The organism is Microcoleus sp. K1-B1 (assembly GCF_036704705.1).
In the GTDB taxonomy this organism is placed as follows: domain Bacteria; phylum Cyanobacteriota; class Cyanobacteriia; order Cyanobacteriales; family Microcoleaceae; genus Microcoleus.
This window is the reverse complement of the sequence record NZ_JAUBSH010000043.1, coordinates 1-22,619: the sequence shown is the minus strand read 5'-3', so window position 1 is coordinate 22,619 and position 22,619 is coordinate 1. Positions and strand designations below refer to the sequence as shown.

13 protein-coding genes are annotated in these 22,619 nt (G+C 47.5%); 6 read left to right on the top strand and 7 right to left on the bottom strand.

Annotated features, from left to right (window positions below):
* Nucleotides 1-208 precede the first annotated feature (208 nt).
* Nucleotides 209-4,339: an EAL domain-containing protein gene (locus tag QUA83_RS16980; RefSeq protein WP_333294531.1), complete on the top strand. Its 4,131-nt coding sequence runs from the start codon at nt 209-211 to the stop codon at nt 4,337-4,339.
* A gap of 200 nt (nt 4,340-4,539) precedes the next feature.
* On the opposite strand, the gene QUA83_RS16975 is transcribed toward QUA83_RS16980, so the two are convergent.
* The 5 genes from QUA83_RS16975 to QUA83_RS16955 all read right to left on the bottom strand — a co-directional run bounded on the left by QUA83_RS16975 (nt 4,540) and on the right by QUA83_RS16955 (nt 13,298).
* Nucleotides 4,540-9,099, bottom strand: a complete 4,560-nt coding sequence (locus QUA83_RS16975) for a PAS domain S-box protein (RefSeq protein ID WP_333294528.1) — start codon at nt 9,097-9,099, stop codon at nt 4,540-4,542.
* A gap of 1,373 nt (nt 9,100-10,472) precedes the next feature.
* Nucleotides 10,473-11,426: a malate dehydrogenase gene (mdh, locus tag QUA83_RS16970; protein ID WP_333294525.1), complete on the bottom strand. Its 954-nt coding sequence runs from the start codon at nt 11,424-11,426 to the stop codon at nt 10,473-10,475.
* Nucleotides 11,427-11,549: 123 nt separating this feature from the next.
* Nucleotides 11,550-11,765, bottom strand: a complete 216-nt coding sequence (locus QUA83_RS16965; RefSeq protein ID WP_333053996.1) for an NAD(P)H-quinone oxidoreductase subunit O — start codon at nt 11,763-11,765, stop codon at nt 11,550-11,552.
* A 187-nt stretch (nt 11,766-11,952) separates the two neighbouring features.
* Entirely contained in the window at nt 11,953-12,915 is a 963-nt protein-coding gene (locus QUA83_RS16960; RefSeq protein WP_333294522.1) for a DNA-formamidopyrimidine glycosylase, read from the bottom strand.
* A 2-nt stretch (nt 12,916-12,917) separates the two neighbouring features.
* Nucleotides 12,918-13,298, bottom strand: a complete 381-nt coding sequence (locus QUA83_RS16955) for a photosystem I reaction center subunit IV (protein ID WP_333053993.1) — start codon at nt 13,296-13,298, stop codon at nt 12,918-12,920.
* Between the two features lie 287 nt (nt 13,299-13,585).
* Between QUA83_RS16955 and QUA83_RS16945 the strand changes: the two genes are divergently transcribed.
* Nucleotides 13,586-14,614, top strand: a complete 1,029-nt coding sequence (locus tag QUA83_RS16945; protein WP_445301783.1) for a RibD family protein — start codon at nt 13,586-13,588, stop codon at nt 14,612-14,614.
* 213 nt (nt 14,615-14,827) lie between these two features.
* On the top strand, nt 14,828-16,024 hold the full coding sequence (locus QUA83_RS16940; protein ID WP_333294519.1) for a GNAT family N-acetyltransferase: 1,197 nt from the start codon (nt 14,828-14,830) through the stop codon (nt 16,022-16,024).
* Between the two features lie 496 nt (nt 16,025-16,520).
* Here QUA83_RS16940 and QUA83_RS16935 read toward each other — a convergent pair whose 3' ends face one another.
* Entirely contained in the window at nt 16,521-17,087 is a 567-nt protein-coding gene (locus QUA83_RS16935; protein ID WP_333294517.1) for a hypothetical protein, read from the bottom strand.
* 170 nt (nt 17,088-17,257) lie between these two features.
* Nucleotides 17,258-18,622, bottom strand: coding sequence for an ATP-binding protein (locus QUA83_RS16930; protein ID WP_333294601.1), 1,365 nt, complete (start codon nt 18,620-18,622; stop codon nt 17,258-17,260).
* Nucleotides 18,623-18,894: 272 nt separating this feature from the next.
* Between QUA83_RS16930 and QUA83_RS16925 the strand changes: the two genes are divergently transcribed.
* The 3 genes from QUA83_RS16925 to ftsH4 all read left to right on the top strand — a co-directional run bounded on the left by QUA83_RS16925 (nt 18,895) and on the right by ftsH4 (nt 22,431).
* Nucleotides 18,895-19,740 (top strand): M48 family metalloprotease, encoded by an 846-nt coding sequence (locus tag QUA83_RS16925; RefSeq protein WP_333294512.1) that lies wholly within the window; start codon nt 18,895-18,897, stop codon nt 19,738-19,740.
* A gap of 112 nt (nt 19,741-19,852) precedes the next feature.
* Nucleotides 19,853-20,326, top strand: coding sequence for a tryptophan-rich sensory protein (locus tag QUA83_RS16920; RefSeq protein ID WP_333294510.1), 474 nt, complete (start codon nt 19,853-19,855; stop codon nt 20,324-20,326).
* Nucleotides 20,327-20,556: 230 nt separating this feature from the next.
* Nucleotides 20,557-22,431 (top strand): ATP-dependent zinc metalloprotease FtsH4, encoded by a 1,875-nt coding sequence (gene ftsH4, locus QUA83_RS16915; protein ID WP_333294507.1) that lies wholly within the window; start codon nt 20,557-20,559, stop codon nt 22,429-22,431.
* Nucleotides 22,432-22,619: the final 188 nt, after the last annotated feature.

Genomic DNA, 22,619 nt, shown 5'->3' with positions numbered 1-22,619 from the left:
GTATATCCTCCTCTGCATCTGAAATCGTCATTTACCAATAGTCTGGACTGTTTGTAGTTCGTAGTTTGAAACCCTTGATTTTCCGTTGGTAGCTCGATTGGCGAATCGCCTTGACACTTTTATTCTACGAATGCTTATTAAAAACCGTCCGCAGTATTGATTGACCACAAGTTTAAAAAAGTTGTCCTGCTAATGGATCGATTAAACAATGGAAAGTTTTATCCCTGAAAAGTCTGAAGACTGTCACGGCTGGGCCTCCAAGCCAGACTTGTACAAAGAGCTGCAAGGAACCAAAGAATTACTGCTGACGATCGCCAACTCGATGCCAATACCCCTGGTCGTGAGCAGTCTGGCGGACGGCACAATTCTTTATAGTAACGATTTATGTCGTCAGGCTTTCGGGTTTACAGGATTCAAGTCGATCGACCGCCAAAAAGCCGAAATGCTCTACCACAAACCGGCAGAGCGCCAGGAATTGCTGTTGCGGCTCGCCCGCAACGGACACGTCCGCGAGACAGAAGTCCGGCTTAAAAAAGCTGACGGCACGCTGTTTTGGGCAAGTGTATCGATGCGGTATCTGACATTGGTGTCGGGGAAAGCTGTTCTGTCGGTGTTCACCGACATTACGGATCGGAAGCGAGCGGCCGCCAAGGAGCAGGAATTGCTCACGTCAATCCACTCGCGAGCCCGCCAGCAAGCGGCCGTCGCTTACTTGGGGCAGCAGGCCCTGGCCGAAACAGATTTGTCCGCACTGATGGACAAAGCTGCGGTTTTAATTGCTCAAACCCTGGACGTTGATTATTGCCAGGTGTTAGAACTGTTGCCCTCTGGTCATGCTTTTATGCTGCGAGCGGGGGTGGGCTGGCAGCCGGGCCTCGTCGGCAGCGCTACTGTTGCCGCTTCTGCCCGATCGCAAGCAGGTTACACATTGCTAGTGGGCGAACCGACAATCGTCGAAGATTTGCGGGTGGAAACGCGCTTTAGTGAGTTGCCGCTACTGCACAACCACCGGGCTGTCAGCGGCGTCACTGTAATTATTCCCGGCAATCGGGGACTGGGGAGCAACTGGGGACAAGCAGAACCAGCGAACAGTTCATCCTCGCCGGCCTGGGGTATTTTGGGGGTTCATACCAGCCAAGGGCGGGTTTTCAGTCAAGATGACGTTTATTTTGTAGAAGCGATCGCCAACGTGTTGGCTGCGGCGATCGAGCGAATTATATCGCAAGAGCGCTTACAAATGATGGAACGGGCGATCGAAAGTTGCAGCAACGGCATTGCAATCACCGACGCAACCGTTGCAGATAATCCGATTATTTATGTCAATCCCAGTTTTGAGCGGATTACGGGTTATCGCAGAGACGAGTTAATGGGCAAAAATTGCCGATTTTTGCAGGGCACAGACACTGACACCCCCGCTGCCAAACAATTGCGAATTGCCATTGAAGAAGGCAGAGAATCTCAAGTTATATTACGCAACTTTCGGAAAGACGGCACCCCTTTTTGGCACGAACTGTCGATCGCTCCGGTTTACAACTCGCGGCGACACCTAACCCACTTTATTGGAGTGCAAACAGACATTACCGACCGCCAGCGATCGGAAGAAGAATTATTTTTAAATTCTCAAGCTTTAGCAGCTTTTAGCGCTAATCTCAAACACTTGCATCGGATTACAACTTATCATTATCAAAACTTTGAAGAACTGGTTGACGATTATCTAACAGCAGGCTGTTTGATGTTTGGACTTTCTATGGGCATCATGGCTGAAGTTGACAACGAGACTTTTATTGTCCGAGCAGCTAAAACAGATTTAGAATACTTGGTGCGAGGCTTAGAATTGAACCTCAGCGATACTTACTGCGCGGCAGTCATTCAACTTAACAAAACAGTTGCGTATTCTCATATAGGAGCAGATATTGAGATGCGCGAACATCCTGCTTATCAGAACTGCAAGGCGGAATCTTACATTGGAACGCCGATATTTGTGAACAATAAAACTTACGGTACCTTGAGTTTTAGTTCGCCAGAAATAAAGAAAAGAAAGTTCAAGTACGAAGAAATAGAAATTATCGAATTGATGGCTCAAAGTATTGGCAAAATTCTGGCGGTTCACCAAATGGAAGTCGAACGCCAGCAAGCTGAAAAAGAGCGCTGCGAGTTGATAGTATCTCTCAAAGAAAGTGAAGAACGCTATCGCCGTTTAGTAGAACTATCTCCCGAAGCGATCGCCGTTCACAGTCAAGGGAAAATAGCCTACATCAATGCTGCCGGCGCGAAACTCCTCGGTGCGAGTTCTCCCGAAGCGCTAATCGGCTTTCCCATATTGCATTTCGTCCATCCAAACTATGTGCAAATAGCCACAGAGCGCATTCGGCTAGTCGAGATAGAAAATCAGCCACTCGACCTTGCCGAACAAAAACTGATGCGGCTCGACGGACAAATAATAGACGTTGAAATGGCCGGCATCCCCGCTATTTATCAAGGTTCGACTGCTGGCCAGATTATTATCCGAGATGTCACCGAGCGCAAGCGAGTAGAACGGCAACTTCTGCACGGCGCTTTTCACGATGCGCTGACGGGTTTGCCGAACCGCGTTTTGTTCATCGACAGGCTAGGACAAGCCATCCGCCGATCCAATCAGTCCCCCGATTACAAATTTGGTTTACTTTTCCTAGATTTAGACCGCTTCAAAGTAGTTAATGATTCTTTAGGACACGTTTTAGGAGACAAACTGCTAATCGCCCTCGCGGAGCGACTGCAAACCTGCGTCCGGGTTTCTGATACCGTGGCCCGACTGGGGGGAGACGAATTCACCATCCTGCTAGACCACATTCAGAGCCTCAGCGACGCCACTTTCGCAGCTAAAAAGATACAAAAAGAACTGACGAAGCCTTTTCATCTCGAAGGGCACGAAGTATTTACCACCGCTAGCATTGGCATTGTTTTCAGTCGAGGCGAAGCCACCGCCAGTGGCGAATCGAATCAGTACACTCACCCGGAAGAATTCCTACGCGATGCTGACATCGCTATGTACCGCGCTAAAGCTTTGGGTAAGGCCCGCCACGAAGTGTTTAATTTGGCGATGCACGACCAAACTATGTCGCTGTTGCAGTTAGAAACTGACCTGCGGTTGGCTATTTTGGGCAAGGAGGAATTAGGAGAGAGCAAGGATCAATGTTCGCACTTTATTGTGCACTACCAACCGATTGTTTCGCTCGCCAGCGGTGCGCTCGAAGGTTTTGAGGCCTTGGTGCGCTGGCACCACCCAGTTCGGGGTTTAGTTCCGCCGTCTACTTTTATCCCTGTAGCTGAAGAAACAGGTTTGATCGTGCCTCTGGGAGCCTGGGTGTTGCGGGAAGCTTGTCAGCAATTGCGGATTTGGCAAGAAATGTTAATTGAGCAACAGGGAAGAAGTCCAATGGAAGTCGGAACAAGGCCCTTCGACTCGCTTCGGCTGCACTCAGGGCAAGTCACTCAGCGTAACAAGAAGGAAGAAGGCGCTTCGACTTCGCTTAGGGTAACAACAGAGAAGAGGGCAACGGGCAATGTAGGGAATTTAACTGATGTAACAGATACAGGGCATGAGGAACACGGAACTTTTACTGAGCGTAGCCCCAGTATTGGTCACAGGGAAGAAAGAATCGGTACAAATTTACCAATTCCCAGTTACCAATTCCCGATTACCGATTTCCACTCCTCTATTACCAATTCCCAATTCCCAATTCCCAACTCTTCGGCTACGTTCAGTACAGCTTCCCCGGTACCAATTCCGAATTTTAAATTACCCATTATTGATCCTTCGCAATTAACAATGAGCGTGAATCTCTCTCCTAAACAGTTAGGTATGCCGAATTTAATCGAGGAAATCGATGACATTTTAGCAGAAACGGGCTGCGATCCGAGCTGTTTAAAATTGGAGATTACTGAAAGCGCGATCGTGGAAAATGTGAAAAAAGCCAATATTGTGCTAGCCGAATTAAAAGGTAGAAATATTCGATTGTCGATCGACGATTTCGGTACCGGCTATTCGTCTTTAAGTTACTTGCACCGTTTTCCGCTGGATACACTGAAGATCGATCGATCTTTTGTGAGCCGCTTGGGGGCTGTAGAAAATGGTGACGACGGGGGTCAGCCTTTGCAGATTGTGCGGGCGATCGTAACTTTGGCTCACAATTTGGGATTAAATGCGATCGCCGAAGGTGTAGAGACAGCCGAACAGTTAGCACAGCTTCGAGAACTAGACTGCGAATTAGCTCAGGGATATTGGTTTTCTAAACCTTTGGAAAGTTCTGCCGTGACAGAAATGCTGATAAATCTCGGTAATATAGCAATTATGGACTGAGTGAGGTACAGATTCGTAAATGGTGCGTCACCCCGTGAAGACATTTTTGCTACAAACTCATATCATTTCCGGTTACACCGGAATGATGTTGACGGTTGACGGTTGACTGTTCACGGCGTCAACCGTCAACCGTCAACAGTGAACTCGAATTTACTATTCCGATGCTAACGGATTTGATATTACAACTTACCAATTCCCTATTAACAATTAGCTTTGAGGGGAATCTCGATCGCCAATTCTGTACCCTGTCCCGGCGAAGAAGTGCATTTCAGCGACCCGTTGTGTCTGTCTGTAACAATTTGATAGCTAATTGACAAGCCCATTCCAGTGCCTTTACCGACAGGTTTAGTGGTAAAAAACGGGTCAAAAAGCCGAGTGCCGACAGTCTCCGGTATTCCCGGCCCGTTGTCAGCAATCCGAATGATTACTTTGCCCGCAGGCGATAGTTCAGTGCGGATGCGGATGTTGCTGGGCTTTTGCCGCATTTCCTCAGCAGAACGGCGCAGATCCCGTTCTTCCAAAGCATCCAAAGCATTGCTCAAGATGTTCATAAATACTTGATTTAACTGTCCGGCATAACATTCTACTAAGGGCAGTTGACCGTATTCTTTAATCACCTCAATTTCTGGATGATTGTGTTTAGCTTTGAGTCGGTGCTGCAAAATCATCAGGGTGCTATCTATGCCGTCGTGGATGTTGACTGCTTTCATTTCCGCTTCGTCCATGCGGGAAAATGTGCGGAGAGAAGCAACAATTTGTTGAATTCTGTCTGCACCGACTTTCATTGAAGAAAGCAACTTTGGCAAGTCTTTCATCAGAAATTCGAGTTCAATATTGTCTACTTCTTCTTGAATTTCCGGGACTGGATCGGGATAGTGGTTTTGATAAAGTTCGATCAGGTGTAGCAAGTCTTGGGTATAGTCGTTGGCGTGGCTGAGATTGCCGTAAATAAAGTTAACTGGGTTATTGATTTCGTGGGCTACTCCTGCCACAAGTTGACCGAGACTCGACATTTTTTCATTTTGAATTAACTGCGATTGAGTGCTGGTTAATTTCTGCAATGTTTGTTCTAATTCGAGAGCTTTATTCCGAGTTTGGGCGTAAAGATCGGCTTGGTTGAGAGCGATCGCCAATTGAACTGTAATCGCTTGCAACAATTCTACTTCGCTGTCGCTCCAGGGCCGAACAGAACAGCAGGAGGAGCAGCTAACTGCACTTATTACCCCAGAAAGTGCCTGCATGGGAATGATTAATACAGATTGGTAGCCCATCGATCGAACGATTTGTTTCCAAACAGGATCTGCGACTGTTTCGACATCATCCACCCGCAGCATTTCCATCTGCAATACTTTTTCTCCCACAAGACCGAAGTCGGAAGCTTGATAGCTACCTGTTAAATCCGGAAGTTCCCGAAGGCGAGATTCTTTAAGAATTTCCCAGAAAGGCTCCTCTCCGTCGTCGCGATACCAGGCAAAATTGCAACGATCGATCTGCAGGAAAGCGCGAATTTCCTTAACTGCGACTGTAACGATGCTGTCGAAGTCGAGGGAATTGCGGATTTGAGTAGTGAGGTTGTTGAGCAATTTTTCTCGATCGGCCTGCTGTCTGAGTTGGGCTTCCGATCGCCTCAAGGCAATTTCTCCCCGCTTGCGATCGGTAATATCTTCTGTGACAGCTAATAGATATTGCGGTTTGCCCTCAGCATCGAGTATTGCTGTTTTCTTGGTATGAAATATCCGCGTTTCTCCTTGCCTCGTTTCAATCTCTTCTTCGGCGATTTCTACAATGTGCCCGCCGTTGAGCACTTCCCGGTCTTTGGCGGTGAAAAAATCAGCTTGTTGTGTTGGGAAAAAATCGTAATCATTTTTGCCGATTACTTCTGCTGCACTGAAACCGAGTAACTGTTCAGCTACTGGGTTCCACAGAACAAATCGCAGTTCTTGGGCATCCTTGGCAACAACTCCTACGGGTATGGTTTTGAGTACGGACTCCATAAACTGTTGGGCGTGTTGGAGTTCAGCTTCTGCCTGTTTGCGATCGCTAATATCTCGGACATTGGCAATGATGTTGAGATTACCGTTGAGGTGAATTCTGGATAGGGCAATTTCTGCATCAAAAGTTGAACCGTCGTTGGGACGCCTCGCTTTCCATTCCACGCGACCTGTTTCGCCGGCTAATACTCTTTCCCAAAGTTCTCCCATTTGTTCAATGGGATTGTCGCTACTTGAATAGTCGTTTTTAATTGATAATTTTGTTGCTTGTTCTGGAGTAACTCCGTACATTTCTAACATTCGATTATTGAAATCGAGAATATTTCCTTCTAAATCGTGAATCAAGATAGCATCGTAGACGTTGTTAAATATGGTTCTCAAGTTTTGCTCGGAAACTTGCAGCGCTGCTTCTGCCTGTTTGCGATCGCCAATTTCTTGTTCTAGTTGGGTGACTGCTTGGGAAAGTTCGGCCGTGCGATCGCTCACTCTGTCTTCTAACTCGACTGCTGCTTGCCGCAGTGCTGCTTCGGCGGCTTTGCGATCGGTAATATCGATCACCGTACCGAACAGTTTTAGCACCTTGCCGTTCACATCGGTTTCGGCTCTGCCCACGGCGTTCACGTGTCGCAAGGTGCCGTCGGGACGGTAAAGGCGAAAGTCAAAATCAAAAGGGATGCCTGTTGCAAGTCCCCGCTGCACTTGAGTTTGCCACAATTCCAAATCTTCTGGATGAATCTGAGCTACCTGTTCGGCTAGGTTGGGCGCGATGGGGGCCGGTTCGAGCCCGAAGATGCGGAAAAGTTCTTCCGACCAACTGAGGGTTTCGGTAGCTGCGTCGAGTTCCCAATTGCCGACGTGGGCGAGTCTCTGGGCTTCTTGTAGCTGTCGCTGGCTGTTGCGGATGGCGGTTTCGGCAACTTTGCGATCGGTAATGTCGAACAATACGCCGCAAAATACGATTTCGCCGTTCTCGCTGCGGGTGGGCATGGAGTCGCCCTGCCACCAGCGAATCTCACCGTCGGGCTTGACTAACCGCCCTTCGTAGTGCCAGAGGGAGAGGTTTTCTATGGCCTGGTTCACCGAAGCGATGTAGCCTTCCAAGTCTTCGGGATGAACGCGGGAAATAAATGTATTCATGTCTTGCATCATTTCTGCTGCTGTAACGCCACTGATATCGAAGATGCGATCGCTCATGTAGTCAATGCGCCAAATTCCGTCACGGTTGCAAAATTGGAACAGAGCTCCGGGCATGGTAGCTGCGATCGTCCGAAACTTGGTTTCGCTGGCACTGAGGGCGGCAAAAGTCTGGCGCAGTTCTGCCGTGCGTGCTTCTACTCTGCGCTCTAGTTCTGCGTTGGCGTGTTGTAAGGCTGCTTCTGCTCGCTTGCGATCGGTAATGTCGGTGGCTGTACCGGTGGTGCCGAGGAAGTTTCCGGTTTCGTCGTAGAGGGCGATGGCGTTAAACATCAAATGTTTCATGCTGCCGTCTTTGGCGATTTGGGTGGTTTCGTACTGGAAAAGTGATTCTCCGGCAAACAGGCGGGCGAAAACTTCTAAATCTTTCTGGCTTTGTTCTGGTGTCACAAAGTCGGAGAACGGCCTACCGATCATTTCTTCTGGTTCGTAACCGTAGATGTACTTAACTGCTGGGTTGACGAAGGTGTAGCGCCCGATCGCATCTACCGACCAAATCATGTCTTGGGAGGTTTCTACCAGGCTGCGGTATTTGGTTTCGCTGGCTTTGATCGCTTCTTCTGTTTTTTTGCGTTCCGTCATGTCGCGGGAGACGCCGACAGTCATGACGATTTGGCCGTCTGCGTTGCGGATTGGTGTTTTGACGGTGCTGAACAGCCGCACTTCTCCGTCGTGCCGCGTCACCGGTTCTTCGGAAATTTGAAGAGTGTGTCCGGTGTCAAATACGAAGGCGTCATCTCTGACGTACTGGAGAGTATTGTCTGGATCGGCGAAAGGTGCGTCTACGATGCCTTGAAGTTCCTCTTCAGTCATGCCGTAATAGTCGCGGAATGCTTGATTTGCCCAAACAATTTTGGATTTGGGGCCTTTGACTAATACCATATCGCCGATCGAATCGAGAATTTGGTGATATTTTTGCTCGCTGTCGCGGAGTTTCTGCTGTGCCGCTTCGATTTGTGCTATTTGCCTCTGGGTTTGCAAGTGCAGTTCGGCTTGGTGGATGGCAACTGCTAAATGGTCGCCTACTTGTCTGGCAAATTCGATTTCGTCTTCTTGCCACTGGCGGGGTTGACCGCAGGAGTGAATGCACAGCAATCCCCACAAATGTTTCCCCTGCAGTAGGGGTACGACTAAGTTGGCTCGGATTTGAAACCGCTTGAGGATTTTGAGGTGACAAGGGCTCAACCGGGCTTTGTAGATGTCCGTGACTGCTTGAACGTATCCTTTGGTGTATTTGGCGGCAAATTGTTCGCCGAAGCAGTAGTCGCGGACTCTGGTTCCCAAAGATGGGCTGTATTGCGGCAGTACGTCTTCGGACACTACTTCGCCCTCGTTCAATTCGGATTCGGGAAAGAAGCGATAGACGGCGACTCGATCGGCATTTAGGAGTTGCCGAACTTCGGTGGCTGTGATTTTGAATATTGTTTCTAAGTCTAGGGATTCACGAATTTTGCTAATAACTCCCATCAGCGCTTGCAGCTTTTTAAACCAGGTTTGAGACTGCGTTTCTCTTTCTAGGTGAGCTAGTTTCTCGCGCAGGTTGCAGACTTCGTAATACAGGTATTCATGAAACATAATGTTTTTTCTTTAGTTATTTTGCGGTTTGTTATCGAGGTTGATGGCATCTCAATAGCGCTCTGCAAGTTGAGCCTGGTAACTCAAAAAGGCAAAGAACATATTCTCCTCATTCTGCTAACCCTTAGCAGCTACTGACACTGCATTTCCGTATTTTTTCGAGATTGGGAGGTCTATCGACCATCTTAGCTCCCGTATATTTACTGAAAAAGTGGCATAATTTGCTACTTCATTAAGTGTCAATTATTGAGAATAATGCTAACAAAACTTACACATAAACTCGGTTTCTTAACGTAATTAAGTCAGGGAAACTCCGAAAGTGGAAACCAGAAACCCGGTTCCATTTCGCGATCGGGAGGAGCGTCTATGACTAATTTTGACATTTTTTTTGCTCGCCTTTGGTTGCAATTGTCACCTTTTTATTATTACCCCAAACTCGCTCAATGGTTTCCTTGTTTTGGCGATCGACTATCCTGTTGGAATCGCCTCTATTAAAATTTGTTTAAACTTAGCCGATCGCCTTTTCTAGAGTTTTAAGTAATGCTCGATTTATCTATCCTAAATTAGATTTTTTACAATCTTTAGAGTCAGCATAAATTTTAGATATTTTTCCTTGCCTTCTCGTTATTTTATGCAAGGGATGGGATTTTTTAAACTGATTAAAATTCACCGAATCAGAGGTGAGTTTTCGGTCAAACAGTTGAGGTAGTTGCAGGCTATGGTTAAACTGGCTCAACTGAAGGGCGATTCTGTACCGCAACGAGCCCGCGCGGAGACTTTTTGCCCGATTTTTGCGATTTTTGACAAGTGTAAAAATTTTAGAGAATACAAATATTTAGGGTATCACATTTTGGGGAAAAGTAAAGGTATTTCAAGCTCGCTCAATAGAAATGGCGATCGCGAACATTAAAGTTTGAGAAAAGTAATAACAAATTCCGTAGAAACTCGCATTTCGCTTTCTACCTTTAAAGTGCCACGGTGTTGTTGGACAATGCGATCGCAAGTGAGATCTCAGCCTAAACCAAATGCTTCTGCTGTTGGTTTAGTAGTAAAGAAAAGATGGCAGATTTTTGCTTGAATTTATACAGAAACTCTGAGGGTATTGTCGCGCAAACCAATTTCAAGTGCTTTTGCCAGTTTTTGCGTTGTCAGCAAGTTTGTGAGAGTAAATTTTATATTTATCAATCGGTTCGTTGCTGCCATTTTTGGGCTGGTGAAATACAGCCTAACAAAGATGATAAATGATATTTATCAAAGGACTGTTGAAATCCCAGAAGCCTACTTACGACAGAGCGATCGCACTATCATACTCAGTATAAATTATTATATTGAAGCGACGAGCAGGCTGCTTTTCTCAACGAACTCCTACAAGCTTAAGAAGCCGTTTTCAGTATAGCCCTGGCTTCCTCAATATTTTGGGCAACCAATTTCCCCGACTCGATAAAGGCTGCTCTTTCGGTATCGCTGAGTTCAAGTTCCACTAATTGTTCGACTCCCTGAGATCCCAAGCGGCAGGGCACTCCTAAAAAGATATCTTGCACACCATATTCGCCGTGCAAATAAACGCAGCAAGGCAACAGTCGCGACTGATTAAATAAAATAGATTCTACCATCAAACAGACAGAAGATGCGGGTGCAAAATAAGCACTACCAGTCTTCATCAATTCTACAATTTCTGCGCCGCCGTGGCGAGTCCGCTGTACGAGTCGATCGATCGTCCCAGCATCCATAAGTTGATTGATCGGAATACCGTTGACAGTAGAATAGCGGGGCAAAGGAACCATCAAATCGCCATGAGAACCGATGACAGTTGCATTGACTTGAGCATTTGAAACGCCCAATTCCATTGCAATAAAAGTTTGAAAGCGGGCGGAGTCGAGAACTCCCCCCATCCCCATGACTCGGTTTTTGGGCAAATCCGCAGCTTCCCAAGCTAAATAAGTCATGATATCTAGGGGATTTGTGACTGTGATTAAGATTGCTTCGGGAGAATGCTCGATCGCCTTTTTTGTGGCTTCGGTGACAATTCGAGCATTGATTTTAATTAAATCTTCCCGATTGATACCGGGTTTGCGCGGCACTCCGGCGGCAATTACGATGATATTTGAGTTTGCCGTATCTATATAATCATTTGTACCGACAATTTGGCGATCGTGGCGTTCCACTCCCCTTGCTTCCATCAAATCCAAAGCAACGCCCTGCGGCCAACCCTCCACAATATCTAGCAATACTACATCTGCCAGATTTTTCTCAGCAATTCGTTGGGCTAACGTACTGCCGACTTTGCCTGCACCAATAATTGATACGCGGTTTGATGGAGAATTCATTGGGTTTTAGCTTTTAGATTTTAGATTTTAGATTTTAGATTTTAGCAATCAACTTAATTGGGGAAAGGTGCGCGGTGTGCACCCTTCGCTACATTAAGAACAGTGATGTTTAGTTTTGGTGAATTACTGAAAATCTTCGAGTTGGTCTACCCGCAGCCAAATATTGGGGGTGGGAACTTTGCCAAATTTGACGAAGGCATAGTCGCCACGAACATCCATCACTTCGCCCTTTGTTTCAAATATATACGAGGAAAAGCGCTGGTCGCTGGCTTTGGCTTCTAGACTGTTTTCCAATTTTTCGCGTACAGCGCGAACTATGCTGCCTTTCTTGATTGCCATAACTTGCTTTGTTTAGTTTAAAAAACTATACAAATTTTAATCTAGATTTGGCTGGAAAGTCACTCTGCGATTGAAATCGCTACTAAACAAACGAAGTCACTCCAAGCTGACTAAGGAATAAAGGAGTGCGATTCGTGGGGTACATCTAAAATCTAAAATCTAAAGCCTAAAATCCATTGACTGCTTCCTATGTCTGACAAATGGGGCAAAAATGAGTCGATCGCCCTGCTAATTTTATACGTTCGATGGTTGTGGAGCAAGTGCGGCAGGGTTGACCGGCGCGATTGTAGACCCAAGCGACGCCGCCGTAGTTGCCGTTGACACCTTGGACGTTGAGAAAATTGCTAAAAGTGGTGCCACCGGATGCGATCGCCTTCTGTAAAACTTGAATAATAGCTGTATGGATGCGCCCAATTTGCTCTGCGGTCAAATCCGCACACAGAGTTGTGGGCATCACTCCCGACAAAAACAAAGTTTCGTCTGCGTAAATATTGCCCAAACCAGCTATCAGTGACTGGTCTAGCAAAGCTGTTTTTATGGGTCGCGCCCGCCGGTGCAGCTTGCGGGCCAAATATTCTGTTGTAAATTCGTCTGAAAACGGTTCAGGCCCTAAGAGTTTCAGACCGATGACAGTGCTCGAAACCTCGGTTTCTGCGGGCACGTACCACATTTGCCCGAAGGTGCGCTGGTCTACAAACCGCAATTCTTGGTTTCCTTCAAAAAACAGCCGCACTCGCGCGTGTTTTTGCAGGGGTTCGGATCGGTTCACCCACAGCAGTTGTCCTGTCATCCGCAGGTGAACGCCCAACCAGCCGGCTTTTGAAGGCAAAAGGGAGGGGGAGAAAGAAGGCGTTGGGGAAGAGTTTGGAGTTTGGGCAAGAAATTCTCCCACTCTCCCCCTCTCCCCCTCTCCCTCTCTCCCCCTTTCCCTTTCTCCTTCTGGGAATTGAGATAGTTCTGCCAGTAGATATTTGCCGCGTCTGTACCAGCGGGCGATCGACTTTCCTTGGAGTTTTGCCAAAAAATCGGTCGCAGATATTGAACGGGCGATCGTGCTGTTTAACAACACGTCCCCGCCCAACATTTCTCGATCGAGGGTTGCTTGATTCAAACCCCGGCAAATAGTTTCAACTTCTGGCAGTTCTGGCACAATTAGCGTTGTTCTGTTCCTTGATTTGGCGAACCTTCGACGCTGCCGGTCACTTCGGCGCCTGGTTTGCTGTCCGTCGAAGTTTTCGGCTGCTGGGGGGCGCCACCGCTGCCGGTTTTCCGCGTTTTCTCGTCCAGCGTGGTTTGTTTGCCGCCGGAAGCTACTGGAGTCCCTGTTTTCGCTTTTGCTTTGGGTGCTGACACTTCCACTAATTCGCTTTGGGCGAAGTTGTTGGTGTTGACGCCTGCATAATTTACGCTGTTAAAGCGAACGATAACTGGGTATTTAATGCCACTTTGGTCTACCGTAGCAACGGTGCCCACTTCTTGATACCAGAAGGATTCTTTGCGGAGAATCCGAACTGTAGAACCGCGTTGAACCATGAGCTTTGTTTCCTTTGCGATGAATAAACGGATAAAGCCATTTTTTTTACTCTAGTCGATCGCGCGACGCATTTGAAGTCTGCAAGGAAATTTTTACCTGTCGCGCCGTTTTTTGATCTGCTGTTTGTAAAGAAAAGTAAATACTTTGCTAGGGCGATCGCTGGGGTTGCAAAATAAATAAACCCACATTATCCGTCAAATAAAACCCGTGGGAGCGAGTTGAAAACAAACTTTACAAATAGTTGTGAATTGCTACAGTTAAATGTTCTGGGAAATTTTGATAAGTCATGACTGAACCTCACGCCACAGTAATACTTGCGATTAGTGCGGACGGTAAAATTGCAGATGCAGTACGATCGCCCGCGAGATTCGGTTCTGCCAACGACAAAGCCCACCTCGAACAGCAAGTAGCAGCAAGCGACGCGGTTTTGTTCGGCAACGGCACTTTACAGGCTTATGGGACGACGATGAGAGTGATTTCGCCGGAATTGCTCAAACAGAGGGAACTGCAAGGGAAGCCCCCACAACCGGTGCAAATTGTATGTTCGCGATCGTCCCAATTTGACCCAAACTTGCGATTTTTCCAGCAACCGATACCTCGCTGGCTGCTGACAGGGCAAGACAGTAGGGAAACGGCATTGCCCTCTCCGTACCCGACGAAAGACAGTAAGTTTGATCGCACATCTGGCACCATTCTCAAGAACGGGCAAGATGCCCGTTCCACAAGAGATGAATTTTCTAGTGGCACAGGCATCTTGCCTGTTGATCACAGGCTTATTGACAATGGTGCAACATCTCTCCAGAACGGGCAAGATGCCCGTTCCACAAGAGATGAATTTTCTAGTGGAACAGGCATCTTGCCTGTTGACCCAAGGCTTATTGACAATGGTGCAACATCTCTCAACAACGGGCAAGATGCCCGTTCCACAGGAGATGAATTTGCTTGTGGAACAGGCATCTTGCCTGTTGATCAAAGGCTTATTGACAATAGTGCCACATCTCAATTCGATCGAATTATCTATGCGAAAACCGTAGGTGGAGAGATTGATTGGATGGATGCGTTTCAACAGCTAGCAAGCTTCGATATCAAACGCTTGGCGATTCTGGGCGGGGGAAAACTCGTAGCGTCTGTGCTGGCTGCAGGCTTGGTAGACGAACTTTGGCTGACGGTGTGCCCGTTAATTTTGGGCGGCGCGGATGCACCGACACCAGTGGAGGGAAAGGGTTTTTTGGCGGATTTAGCTCCGAAATTGGAGCTTTTGGCGGTTAAACAGGTGGGACAAGAGGTATTTTTGCATTATCGGGTCGATCGATAGTCGCGCATTAACTGGTTCCCGGCTCTGCCTGGGAACCCATGTAAGCGAGGCTCTGCCTCGCCAGCCCAAGGAAAATCGAGCTCGCAAGCAGAAGGAAAATCGAGGCAGAGCCTCTGGATCTGCGTTACCAGGAAGAGCCTGGTAACAAGTGTCGAAGAGGGGAAATTATATTAAGTTAAATGAAGTTCGATCGCTCTACGCTCAAATCTCCCTATGCTGAAACAGCCAAAACCTCAATATTCTGTAGCCTGGATTAGCAAAATAGGCGAAATCCCGCAAGCGTCGTGGGATGCCCTGGCGATGCCACTAAAAACTCCATTTCTGGAATGGGATTGGCTGAACAATCTCGAAGTCTCCGGCAGTGCGACAGGTAAAACCGGTTGGCTACCGCATCACTTGACTGTGTGGCGAGACAAACAGTTGATTGCTTGCGCGCCACTTTATGTCAAAAGTCACAGTTACGGCGAATTTGTATTCGATAATCAGTGGGCCGATTTAGCTCAACGTTTGGGTGTTCAATATTATCCCAAATTGATGGGAATGACGCCGTTTACTCCGGCTGAAGGCTATCGGTTTTTGATTGCCGAGGGAGAAGATGAAGACGAGTTAACGGAAGTAATGGTAAGTGCGATCGACCATTTTTGCGATCGCCACAATATCTCCGGCTGCAATTTTCTTTATGTCGATCCAGAATGGCGGCAGCGCATGGAACGCCACGGTTTCAGCGCTTGGCTGCACCACAGTTATATTTGGCAAAATCAAGGCTATCAAAATTTTGACAATTATTTAGGCGCATTTAATGCCAACCAGCGCCGCAATATCAAACGCGAACGCAAAGCAGTCGATCAAGCTGGTTTGTTGGTAAAAACGCTGACAGGCGATGAAATTCCCCAAGCTATGTTTGCTCAAATGTATGCTTTTTATGAGAATACTTGCGACAAATTTGGTTGGTGGGGAAGCAAGTATCTGACTAAGCGATTTTTTGAACAGTTGCACCACAATTATCGCGATCGAGTTTTATTTGTAGCCGCCTACGACAAGGAAGATGAGAGACACCCGGTGGGTATGTCTTTTTGTTTGTATAAGGGCGATCGACTCTACGGGCGTTATTGGGGTAGTTTGCAGGAAATTGACTGCTTGCACTTCGATGCTTGTTACTATACGCCGATCGAATGGGCGATCGATCGGGGCATCCAAAGCTTCGATCCCGGTGCCGGCGGGAGGCACAAAAAACGGCGCGGCTTTCCAGCTACGCCAAATTATAGTTTGCACCGATTTTATAACAACCGTCTTGCCCAAATTCTCAAGTCTTATATCGGTCAAATTAACGAAAGAGAACAGCAAGAAATTGATGCAGTAAACGAGGATTTACCTTTTACTAAGTTACCTCCTTTGTTACTCGACGAGTGACGGTTGACTGGGAATTTGGAATTGGAAATGGGGAATTAGTAACAGGCCATCGGTGTCAACATAATACTAAAACCCTGTGTATATCTCGTTTATATTTGAGTTTCGATTCCCCTAAATCCCCCTTAATAAGGGGAGTAGGGGTTGACTTTGAATGCTCTTTCCCCTTTATTAATGGGAGTTAGAGGGGGCGTAAGAATAATCTTATCCCACCCCCTACTCCCCTTATTAAGAGGGGTTAGGGGGGATCGAAACTCAAATATAAACGATATTTATTATGGATTTTAGGATGGCGAATTAAATAATTTACACAAGTTTGTGGGAAGTAGGGGTTGGGTACTCTTAGCCCGCCCTTTCTGGACGGGCGGGACGCCCATCCCACAAGAACCATCAAAATTCTAAGTTATTTAATTCTCATTCCTTAGTCTTAAGTTGACACGAATGGTAACAGTCAACAGTCAACAGTCAACAGTCAACAGTCAACAGTCAACTAATTAACCTAATTCAAAATTACCTTGCCATCTTCCTGAATTTGCAGCGATTTTGTATCAGCCTCCAACTCAGTTGTCGCGCCGAAACTGACTTGCAACATTCCCGGCATCGCGGTTGCTTGGGGGCGAACCAGCAGCAATCCGCCGTCTGGGCGCTGATAAGTGATCGTGATGGGCACTTGGAGGGCTTGAAGCAAAATTTCCGATTGTTCGCCCAGAGTGCGCGGCTGGGTGACGCCTACGATTTGATAATTGATGACAGCATTGGTGGTATTCACCAGTTTAATTACTATCATGCCTTCGGCAGGCGTAACTCGCGCACTGGGCATGGGGAAGCGGGCAGGCGCGTCTGTTGGTGTAGAGGGCATCCCGCTGAGGCCCGGACTCGCAGCCGGAGTTGGTTCGCTGACGGGTTCTTCAGTGGCTGCGGGAGTCTCTGCGGGTTGGGAAACGGGTTTTCCTTGTTGGGGCGGGGGGCCGCCGGCGTGGGAAAGTGTTGCGAGACTAACGAGTAAACCTCCGCAGGTGGCTGCTAGCAAGCTGATTTTTTTTAACGGTAGATTGTGGTGAAACATAAATAACTCCTCACAAGTTCGATCGAGGTTTTCCAACAAAGTTCATGTTAATCTATGCGGGAATTGAATTTTAACAGCTTGCTTGGGGCTAGAGGTAAGAAGAATCAGGCTTGAGGGGGAGATTTTTTTACCGCAGAGGGCGCAGAGGGCGCAGAGGAGGAGGGGAAGTTTTAGACGCGAGATGCTTCTGATTTGTGGGCGGGAAGGGTGACGGTAACTGCGGTACCTCGATCGACTTGGCTGTCAATGCGGATTTGGCCGCGGTGATTTTCGACAATTGCTTTGGCGATGGCTAATCCTAAACCGGAACCAGCGGCGCTGCGGTGGGTTCGGGCGGGATCTGCGCGGTAGAATCGATCGAACAAATGTGGCAGGGCTTCTGCGGAAATCCCGATGCCGGTGTCTGTTACTTTGATTTGCAGCGCTGGATTTAATATCGGCGAATTTCTTTTGTTTTTAGCTGCAAGTTGCAATTCTACTTCAATTTCGCCGCCAGAGGGCGTGTACTGCACGGCGTTGCTGACTATATTGGTAAACAGTCGGGCTAGTTGATCCCAGTCGCCCAACAGTGTAAAGTTGTCCTCAGCGTTGGGCAGATCGACAATTTCCAGAGAAAGAGAGAGATTTTGGGTTGTGGCGATCGCCTGTTGTTCTTCAATTACCTCCATCAGCAAAGCATCGAGAGGAACCTCAATCCACTGCTGCTGCACGATACCGCTATCTTGTCTGGCTAAAAATAACAAATCATCAACCAAGCGCCCCAAACGGCGGGTGAGGCGTTCGATAACTTGTAGCTGTTGGTGTTGCTGCGGTTCGATATCCGGTTCCGCCAAAGCTACTTGGACGTTAGTTTGAATAGTGGCGATCGGATTTCTGAGTTCGTGAGAAGCATCAGCGGTAAACTGTTTGAGACGCCCGTAAGACTCTCGCACCGGTGCCATTGCCAATCCCGACAGCAGCCAGCCAATCGCCGCCACGCAAATTAGAGTTAAACTCGCGCCCAAAATCAAATCTAGAATTAATTGGCGGATGGGTTTTGTCACTTCAAACCAAGGATGGCTGACTCGCAAATATCCCAGAACTTGGCGGCCGATTTGTACTCGCTGCGTTACTTGTCTGAGGGAATAGTTTTGAGCCGACTGCAACTCATTATTAATTATCCAAACTGTTTCGCCGGTGCGGTTAGCGTGAATGGGAATATTCAGCGGTTCCGATAATGTAGACCACAGCAATTCGCCCGTAGGACTAAACCATTCTAAATCAATGTGGTCATCTTCTACTGCATCGGTGCTATCTCGAAAACTGGCTTGAATATTAACTTGCAACTTATTTTTATCGGTGGCATTAGGAAAATTTAGCGGTTCGATAACGAGAGTTCGCTCTATTACTTCGACAACATGATTGAGGGTGTCATCAATGCGCTCGATCAAAGTATTGCGGACGTAGAAATAGAAACCAGTGGCGAATACAAGTAACAATACAGCAGTAACGGCTGTGTACCAAATAGCGAGGCGACGGCGGGTAGCTTGGAACATATTGCGAAAGAAGTTCGGCAACGGATTGTGTAATTGATTCAATAGATTTAACCGATTTAATAACTATAACCTTCTTCTCTTCTTCTCTTCGTTCGTGTCAAGAGCGCTAACGCGCCGCTTCGCTAACGCGCCTTCGCGGTTCGTTAAAAAAAGCCTTGTTCGCAAATTATCTCAAAAAACTCTAACAACTTTCCCTTCTTGATACTTCAGACAGATGTCAAGAGAGCTGTCACCATAGTATTCTAATCGCGAAACTTTTTAGGTAAAAGCCTGTGAATAAATTTTTATTTAGAGCCGCGATCGGGCTATTAATGGCATTTTTTGGAGCAATAACCTATTTTACAAACGACGTACAAAATCCGGTAACTGGAGAGAGACAGCGGGTGCAGCTTTCTCCCCGCCAAGAGATAGTTTTGGGATTGCAGGCGCGCGATCAAATAGCAGCCAAACATGGGGGGCTTTATCCCAGCCAGAGTGTTCAGCAGTATATCGATCAAGTAGGAGCACGAGTTGTCAACGGTTCGGCGGCGAAACAAGCAGGTTATCCGTTTGAATTCCACCTGCTGCGAGACGCCCAAACTGTCAATGCTTTTGCTCTACCGGGGGGACAAGTTTTCATTACTGCGGGGCTGCTGCGGCGGCTGAATTCGGAGGCTCAGTTGGCTGCTATACTAGGGCACGAAAGCGGTCACGTTGTGGCGCGCCACGGTGCGGAACACTTGGCAAAACAGCAGTTCGGCAGGTCTTTGGTAACGGCGGTTGGGGTGGCTACTAGCGACGATCGCGGGGGTGGTCAGCAGGCAGCATTAATTGCTCAAGCTGTCAATCAAGTTGTCGGTTTGCGGTATGGTAGGTCTGATGAACTTGAGAGCGATCAGCTTGGTTTTCGGTTTATGACCGAGGCGGGTTACGATCCTAGAGGTATTGTTGAGGTGATGCAAATCCTCGGTGCCGCTAGGAAGGGCGAAGCGCCGCCGGAGTTTTTGAGTTCTCACCCCAACCCTGAAAACCGAGTTCAAAAATTGCAAGCTTTAATCGCGCAAAATTACCCTAACGGCATTCCAGCTAATTTGGTGTCTGGACGCGAAGAGTTTGCTAAAAATGTGTCGGGCGGTTAGCGATAATTGCATCGGGCTTTACAAAAGTTATTACTAAAGGCGGAGCAAAGTTCGGCTTTGATTTGACACGATCGACTTAATGAGCGATCGAGCAATTGGAAAGTTGAAAACCATGATTCAATCTTGGATGATTATCGGCGGGGTGACTTTCTCAGTCGCCTTCGGTACTCTGTTTTTTAAACTGCGCGATATTAACTGGGCAGTCAAACTTCAAAGACCGGATTGGATGTTTTTTGAGCCTGCTATTCCGTTAATTTGGACGGTGATTTTTGCTTGCGGGGCCGGCAGCGCTACTTTCGTGTGGGAACAGGAGCCAGGGAGCCTTAAAACTTGGCTGCTGATGGCTTTGTACTTGCTTTTAGAAATTGTAACAGTTGCTTATATTCCTGCTACTCTCAGAGCCAAAAGTCTCAAAGTAGGGACGATTTTGGGAGGGGCTGGCGAGATTTTGGGAGTTGTGCTGACGTTGGCTGTTTTGCCCATTTCTCAAACCGCCGCTTTGTTACTTTTGCCTTACGCGATTTGGGGTGCGATCGGCACTTATACCACTTGGGAAATGATTCAGTTAAATCCGGAAGCTGCATAAATATTCGGTGTTCTTCGGCGCACCCTACATACTATAACGCTCTTCTCTTCTCTTCCTTCGTGTCCTTAGCGTCTTCGCGGTTCGTTAAAAAAACATTGTTAATAATAGCACAGCGGTGCTAGCGGGTTAACCCACCCGATAAAGTGAGGAAATCCGCTTAACAGTGTGTGGGTATTTGATGAGAAAATAGATGAATAAAACTGCTTTAAATCAAAGGATGACAGTTATCAATGGCTATTAAAGACCAGCCCCAACCACCTCGTTTTCGCCAAATTAGCAATATTTTGTTATTGCTCTCAAGTTTGTTTTTGCTGGCAAACATCTTTTTACCGAATTTGTTCGGCCCTCAAATTCCGCAAGTACCTTACAGCTTGTTCGTCCATCAAGTACAAGAACAAGATGTAGTCCGAGCTTCGGTAGGTCAAAATGAAATTCGCTACCAACTCAAAGGTGAAGGCGACAAACCCGGTCAAGTGCTGTCAACTACGCCGATTTTTGACCTGGAATTACCTAAACTTTTACAAGAAAAAGGCGTTGAATTTGCGGCAACTCCTCCTTCCAAAAATGGCTGGATCGGCAGTGTTTTAAGCTGGGTGGTTCCGCCGCTGATTTTTGTGGCGATTTTTCAATTTTTCATGAACAGGCAGGGCGGTGGGCCGCAGGGTGCGCTCTCGCTCGGCAAAAGCAAAGCTAAGGTCTATGTAGAAGGCGAATCGGCGAAAATTACTTTTGCTGATGTGGCTGGAGTAGAAGAGGCTAAAACTGAATTAGTCGAAGTTGTTGAGTTCCTGAAAACTCCCGATCGCTTTACGGCAATTGGCGCGAGAATTCCGAAAGGCGTGCTGTTAGTCGGGCCTCCGGGAACTGGCAAAACGCTGTTAGCAAAAGCAGTGGCTGGTGAAGCTGGCGTGCCGTTTTTTAGCATCTCTGGTTCGGAGTTTGTGGAACTGTTTGTAGGTGTTGGTTCTGCAAGAGTTAGAGATTTATTTGAGCAGGCTAAGAAACAGGCTCCTTGTATTATTTTCATTGATGAATTGGACGCGATCGGCAAATCTCGTAGCAGTAACGCTAGCTTCGGTGGGAATGATGAACGCGAACAAACTCTCAATCAATTATTAACTGAAATGGACGGTTTTGCGGCGGGCAATACTACGGTAATTGTGCTGGCTGCAACTAACCGCCCAGAAAGCTTGGATGCTGCTTTGTTGCGCCCTGGTCGTTTCGATCGCCAAGTTTTAGTCGATCGCCCCGATTTATCTGGCCGCGAAGAAATTTTGAACATTCACTCTCAAAAAGTGAAGTTGGGCCCGGATATTGACTTGAAGGCCGTCGCCACTCGTACCCCCGGTTTTTCGGGCGCAGATTTGGCAAATTTGGTCAATGAAGCTGCTTTGTTAGCCGCTCGTAACAAGCGACTAACTGTGGCGCAGGAAGACTTTTTTGAGGCGTTTGAGCGCGTTGTAGCTGGCTTGGAAAAGAAAAGCCGGGTGCTCAATGAAAAAGAGAAAAAGATTGTGGCTTACCACGAAGTCGGGCACGCGATGGTTGGTGCTGCACTGACCGGCGGCGGCGAAGTGGCCAAAATATCGATCGTCCCGCGCGGTATGGCAGCATTGGGTTACACGTTGCAAGTACCGACAGAAGACCGTTTCTTGTTGGATGAATCGGAATTGCGCGGTCAGATTGCTACACTGCTTGGAGGGCGATCGGCTGAGGAAGTGGTGTTTGGTAGCATTACTACTGGCGCTTCCAACGACTTGCAAAGGGCGACTGATTTAGCTGAACGGATGGTGACAACTTACGGGATGAGTAAGGTTTTGGGGCCTCTTGCTTACGATCGAGGTCAACAATCAATGTTCCTCAATGACGGTATGGGAAATGCCCGCCGTGCCGTCAGTGCTCAGACTGCTGAGGCGATCGACCAAGAAGTCAAAGAAATCGTCGAAACTGCACATCAGCAAGCTTTGGATATTCTGAAAGCCAATCGGGAATTGTTGGAAACAATCACGCAGCAACTGTTGGAAACTGAAGTAGTTGAAGGTGAGGCTTTGCACAAATTACTCGCTGAAGTGCGGCCTTTAGATAAGGTTGCGGCTTCAGTTTAATAGGGTTTAATTAAACAGCCGATGAACGCAGATGATTCCAAATCATCTGCGTTTTGCAATATGTCTTATATCCTAAACTTTCAAGCATAAGCCTTCGCACCAGGTGTCCCGTAGCTGGGGGGGTGACAAGATGGCTAAGAGCTAGACTGAATCTGACTTATAGCCCTCATCCCCCGTTGGTAAAAATA